The organism is Collinsella aerofaciens ATCC 25986 (genome assembly GCF_964239575.1).
Lineage (GTDB): Bacteria > Actinomycetota > Coriobacteriia > Coriobacteriales > Coriobacteriaceae > Collinsella > Collinsella aerofaciens_BQ.
In genome coordinates this window covers 1-4,754 of the sequence record NZ_CAXSQQ010000044.1, presented here as the reverse complement: position 1 = coordinate 4,754, position 4,754 = coordinate 1, and the positions used below count along the sequence as shown (strand labels likewise).

Annotated in this window: 4 protein-coding genes; 3 read left to right on the top strand and 1 reads right to left on the bottom strand. The window is 59.5% G+C overall.

All coding sequences use genetic code 11. The annotated features are described in order from the left end of the window. Positions 1-322 precede the first annotated feature (322 nt). Complete coding sequence (gene pepT / locus ACESUZ_RS09945) at positions 323-1,570, bottom strand: peptidase T (protein ID WP_373199891.1); 1,248 nt, start codon at positions 1,568-1,570, stop codon at positions 323-325. Between the two features lie 120 nt (positions 1,571-1,690). Here pepT and ACESUZ_RS09940 point away from each other — a divergent pair, with 120 nt between their 5' ends. From ACESUZ_RS09940 to ACESUZ_RS09930, 3 genes are all read left to right on the top strand, one after another. Then, complete coding sequence (locus tag ACESUZ_RS09940) at positions 1,691-2,113, top strand: metal-dependent transcriptional regulator (RefSeq protein ID WP_270226425.1); 423 nt, start codon at positions 1,691-1,693, stop codon at positions 2,111-2,113. 10 nt (positions 2,114-2,123) lie between these two features. Continuing rightward, a complete protein-coding gene (locus tag ACESUZ_RS09935) occupies positions 2,124-3,017 on the top strand; it encodes a homocysteine S-methyltransferase family protein (RefSeq protein WP_117821432.1) in 894 nt (297 codons plus the stop codon). Positions 3,018-3,176: 159 nt separating this feature from the next. Further along, complete coding sequence (locus ACESUZ_RS09930; protein WP_270226424.1) at positions 3,177-4,577, top strand: phosphoglucomutase/phosphomannomutase family protein; 1,401 nt, start codon at positions 3,177-3,179, stop codon at positions 4,575-4,577. Positions 4,578-4,754 lie beyond the last annotated feature (177 nt).

Here is a 4,754-nt window from a genome sequence, read left to right as displayed (position 1 = left end):
TCGCAGCCCCGACCCGCGGTCACGAGCGGGGGCTCCTGTCTTTTTAGTGCCCTCGGATTGGGTCATAGTGTCTGTCGGTGCCAAAACATCGGCGTAACACTTGGCACATGGGTAGTCATTGGGGACGTTCTTAAACGACTGGTCAAAGGGGACACTCTTGATGCACTTGGCACTTGGGGACGTTCCTTTTGTGCCGGCAGTTTGGGACACTCCTTGCGTTAAGAGGCTGGCGTGCGTCAACCTATTCTCGTTGCAGTAAAAAAATCGCCCCGTTCTTGGTTGAGGACGGGGCGATTCGTCTTTTGGACTTGTGCAGCCAGGCTTATGCAAAGCGGGCGACGAGCTCCTGGAGCACGTCGGTCATCTTGACGAGCGAACTGACCGGGACGAACTCGTTGACGCCGTGGTAGCAATAGCCGCCGGTGGAAAGGTTGGGGCAGGGCAGACCGCGGAACGACAGCTGAGCGCCGTCGGTGCCGCCACGAATCGGCAGTACTTGGGGCTCAACGCCGCAGGCAAGGTAGGCTTCCTTGGCAACATCAATGAGCTCGGGATAGTCACGAACGATCTCGGCCATATTTCGATACTGCTGCTTAATCTCGACTGTCACGCGCTCCTCACCCAGACGCTGGTTGAGCATCGAGGCGGCGGCATCAATAAGGTCGAGTTTCTGCTGGAACTTGGCGGCGTCATGGTCGCGGACGATATAGCGCGCTGTGGCGTGATCGACGGTCGCAGATACACCCTCAAGGTGATAAAAGCCCTCGTAGCCTTCCGTATACTCCGGGCGCTGCACGTAGGGGAGCAACGCGTTGAAGTCGCAGAACAGATTGCCTGCGTTGACCATACGGCCCTTAGCGTCGCCCGGGTGGATGGACTGGCCCTCAAAGCGGACGGTCGCCTCGGCGGCGTTAAAGCACTCCCACTCCAGCTCGCCGATGGGGCCGCCGTCGACCGTGTAGGCGTACTTGCAGCCAAAGGTATCGATATCCAACAGCTCGGCTCCGTGGCCGATTTCCTCGTCAGGGCAGAAGCAAATGCCGAGTGCGGGATGGGGCAGAGAAGGGTCCTGAGCGATACGCGCGACAAGCGACATGATCTCGGCGACGCCTGCCTTGTCGTCCGCGCCCAGCAGCGTGGTACCATCGCTGCAGACCAGGTCCTCACCCGCGAGGTCATTCAGGGCGGAAAGCTTGGCGGTACTCATGGCAACGGGCTTTCCGTCAACCGTGCCGCAGACCAGGTCGCCGCCTTCGTAGTGTACGATATGCGGCTTCACGCCGGCGCCCGGTGCAACTTCGGTGGTGTCGAGATGGGCGATCAGGCCCAGGGCGGGTTTGTCCTCAGCGCCCGCACTTGCGGGGATATGCGCGCAGACATAGGCGTGCTCGGTCACGTGGGCATCTTCCGCACCAAGCTCGCGCAGCTCTTCAACCAGCACGTTGGCAAGGTCAAACTGAACGGCGCTCGAGGGTACCTGGTCGCAGTTTGCATCCTCGGACTGCGTGTTGATCTGGACGTAGCGCAAAAAGCGTTCGAGGACATCGGGGCTCGTGGTGGTGTTTTCCATAAAGACCGCTCCAATCTTGGTCGTCGTGTGCAACAAGAACTCTAGCACGGTATGCCACGGCATACCACGACGCTTGGATGGGGTAGAATCAGCCATTGAATGCAGAAGGGACGGAAGATCATGGATACGACAAATAGCTCGCGCGAACTACATCTGACGGTGGCGAACGAAGACTACTTGGAGTGCATGGTTCGCATTGAAAGCGAAGAGGGGGAAACCAACGGCGTGCGATCGGTCGACATCGCGCAGCGCCTTGGCGTCTCCAAGGCATCGGTCAATAAAGCGGTTTCGGCGCTCAAGGCATCCGAACTTGTCGAGCAATCGCACTACGGCAAGGTAGTCCTGACCGATCGCGGCCGCGAGGTTGGTGCGGCTATCTGGTACCGTCATCGCCTCATCCGCACGTTTTTGGTTCAGGAGCTCGGTGTCGAATTTGAGCGAGCCGATTCCGAGGCCTGCATGATGGAGCATGCGCTTTCCGAGGACACGATGAACCGCTGGCTCGCCTATCTCGAAAAGCAGGGAATCAGCGTCGAGGAATAGCGGGATATATATGGATACGAGTTATTACAACCGCTTTGGTGCCGAGGAACTTGCGCGCCGCTTGTCGAGCGAGACCTTGTTGGCGCAGGGCCCCATGGGCAGTGTTCTGTTGAGTGAGTACGATGCCGCCGACATTCCACCGGCGTTTTGGAATCTGGCAGAGCCGCAGACCGTTTCTCGTATCCATCGCTTGTATGTCGCTGCCGGCGCGCAGGTGCTCATTACCAACACCTTTCAGGCATCAAGCTATGCCCTCAAGCACGACCAGATTGCGCCGTCCGTGGCGGAGGTCAATCGCGGGGCCGTCGACGATGCTCGCCAGGCGCACCCGCAACTGCTGCTGGGCTCGATGGGCCCGATCGGTATTGAGTGGTTTGCCGAGGACTCTGCCGAGTATCGTGAAATCCGAGGCATTGCGCGCGAACAGGCGCACGCCTTGCTCAATGCCGGCGTTGACGGTCTGCTGATCGAGACGGTGACGTCTATCCGTAATTTGCAGCCCATGCTTGCCGGCGCCCGAGATGCCGCCGACGGCATGCCTGTTCTGGTGAGTTTTGTCGTTGACGATAAAGGCGACCTGTTGGGCGATGGCCTCAACATCGAGGCGGCCGTTTTGTACGCCGAAAAACACGGCGCAAACTCGGTTGGTGTTAATTGCTGTTCGCTTGCGGCCGCGAACGCGGCGGTGCCCAGGATGGTTGCATCGGCGACTACTCCCGTCACGGTGCGTCCCAACGTAGGCGATCCGGTCCAGACTCAGGATGGCCCCGTATGGCACGAGAACCCCGAAGCTTTCGCGCGCGCATGCATCGAATGGAGACATGCCGGTGCCGCAATGGTGGGCAGTTGCTGTGGAACCACGGCAATCACTACGGCCGCGATGGCCGAGGCGCTCGATATATAAAGGGCAAAACCGCTCCATACGGGGCGGTTTTTTTTATTGCTTGCATGTCCTCGGCAGCATTTGCCCAAATGGTGAATGCTGGTGCCGGCAGGTTGCCGAGTGCATGTTGCGGGTATACCCCATGCGTACCATGATCCAAACACTGTGAGGTGTCTGCGCGTGTGCGCGATAATTCATTTTGGAACTGACGGTTGGCGCGCTCGCGTCGATGAGGACTTCACTGCCGATAACGTTGCTCGTATCGCCGATGCCGTCGGCGAGTTGTGGCAAAAGACCAATCCGGGCAAAACAGTATATATAGGGTTCGACACCCGGCCCCTGGCGAGCGAGTTCGCTGAACTTGCGGCGGGCGTGCTAGCAGCGCACGGGCTGGACGCCGTGCTCGCTTCGCGACCTGTTCCGACCCCTGCCCTTACGTGGGCGGCGGCTTATGACGGTGAGGCGTGCGGCGCGCTCATGGTGACGGGGTCCCATCATCCGCAGGGTTATCTGTGCCTCAAGATTCGCATGGGTGACGGCTCAACCGCCAACCAGGATGTCATCGAAGAGCTCGAAGAGACCATGGCTCCCGAGCCAATGGGGATCGAGGGGCAATATCGCACCGCGGATATCATTCCTGACTATATGCAGGCGGTGGCATCATTTGTCGATGCCGAAGCCATCCGCGCCGCGCACCTGCGCGTGGTTGTCGATCCCATGGGCGGCGCAGCCCAGGGCTATCTAGCCGACTTGCTGCGCGAGCTTGGCGTTGAGGCGCACGAGATTCACGCCGGGCAGGCGTCTGACCAAGAAGATATCTGCCCCGACCCCGTTGAACCTTGGGTGGACGCTTGCGAGCGCACGGTTATCGAGGACGGAGCTTGCGCTGGCCTGGTGACCGACGGCGACGCCGACCGTATCGGCGCGGTTGACGAGCGCGGCAGATATATACATCCGCATCAGATCATGGCGCTCGTTTTGGGCGACTTGGTTCAATTTCGTAATTTGGAGGGGCGCGTCGTCGTCAATCTTTCATGCTCGACGCTCGTACGTCGCATTGCCGAGGCGCTTGGCTGCCGCGTGACCGTCAAACCAGTCGGTTTCAAATATATAGCGGCGGAGATGAAGAAGGGCGGCGTCCTCATAGGCGGCGAAGAAGCCGGTGGTATCGGCATCGCCGCGCATATGCCCGAGCGCGATGGAATCCTCGCCTGTCTGATTCTGTGTGAGCTTATGGCAAAGACGGACGCGCCTTTGGGCGTTCTGGTCGACCAACTCGAGGACAGTTTTGGTAAGACGAGTTACGGTCGACGCGATTTGCGCCTTGAGGCCGAAGATGCCGAAACGTTACGAACCCTGCTGCCGGGCGTAAACCCCAAGTCGATTTGTGGCAAGGTGCCGCAAAACGTTAGTCATATGGACGGCTTGCGTCTGTCATTCGAGGATGACACGTGGCTGCTGGTCCGTCCTAGCGGGACCGAACCAGTGGTGCGCGTCTACGCCGAGGGGTTCTCGGTGGAAGAACGTGATGAGTTGCTCGATGCTGGCTGTGCTTTAGCTAGGGGGACGTATCCGCTTTAACCATGAGACTGCCTTATATAAAGAGATGCTCGGCGAGCGGTAGTTAACGGCTGGCAAACGTTAGTCGGATCACAAGATGTGTAGGAAATGTGTACGCCCAGATTCCCGCCCCCGGCGCCCCTCCGGTCTGGCAATATATCTCCTTGCCGCGCGGCCCGGTGGAACCGGATCAGCCGC

Excerpts from the sequence above, each read along its gene's own strand:
- ACESUZ_RS09940 (WP_270226425.1), top strand. The coding sequence starts at position 1,691 with ATGGATACGACAAATAGCTCGCGCGAACTACATCTGACGGTGGCGAAC.
- ACESUZ_RS09935 (WP_117821432.1), top strand. The coding sequence starts at position 2,124 with ATGGATACGAGTTATTACAACCGCTTTGGTGCCGAGGAACTTGCGCGC.
- pepT (WP_373199891.1), bottom strand. The coding sequence starts at position 1,570 with ATGGAAAACACCACCACGAGCCCCGATGTCCTCGAACGCTTTTTGCGC.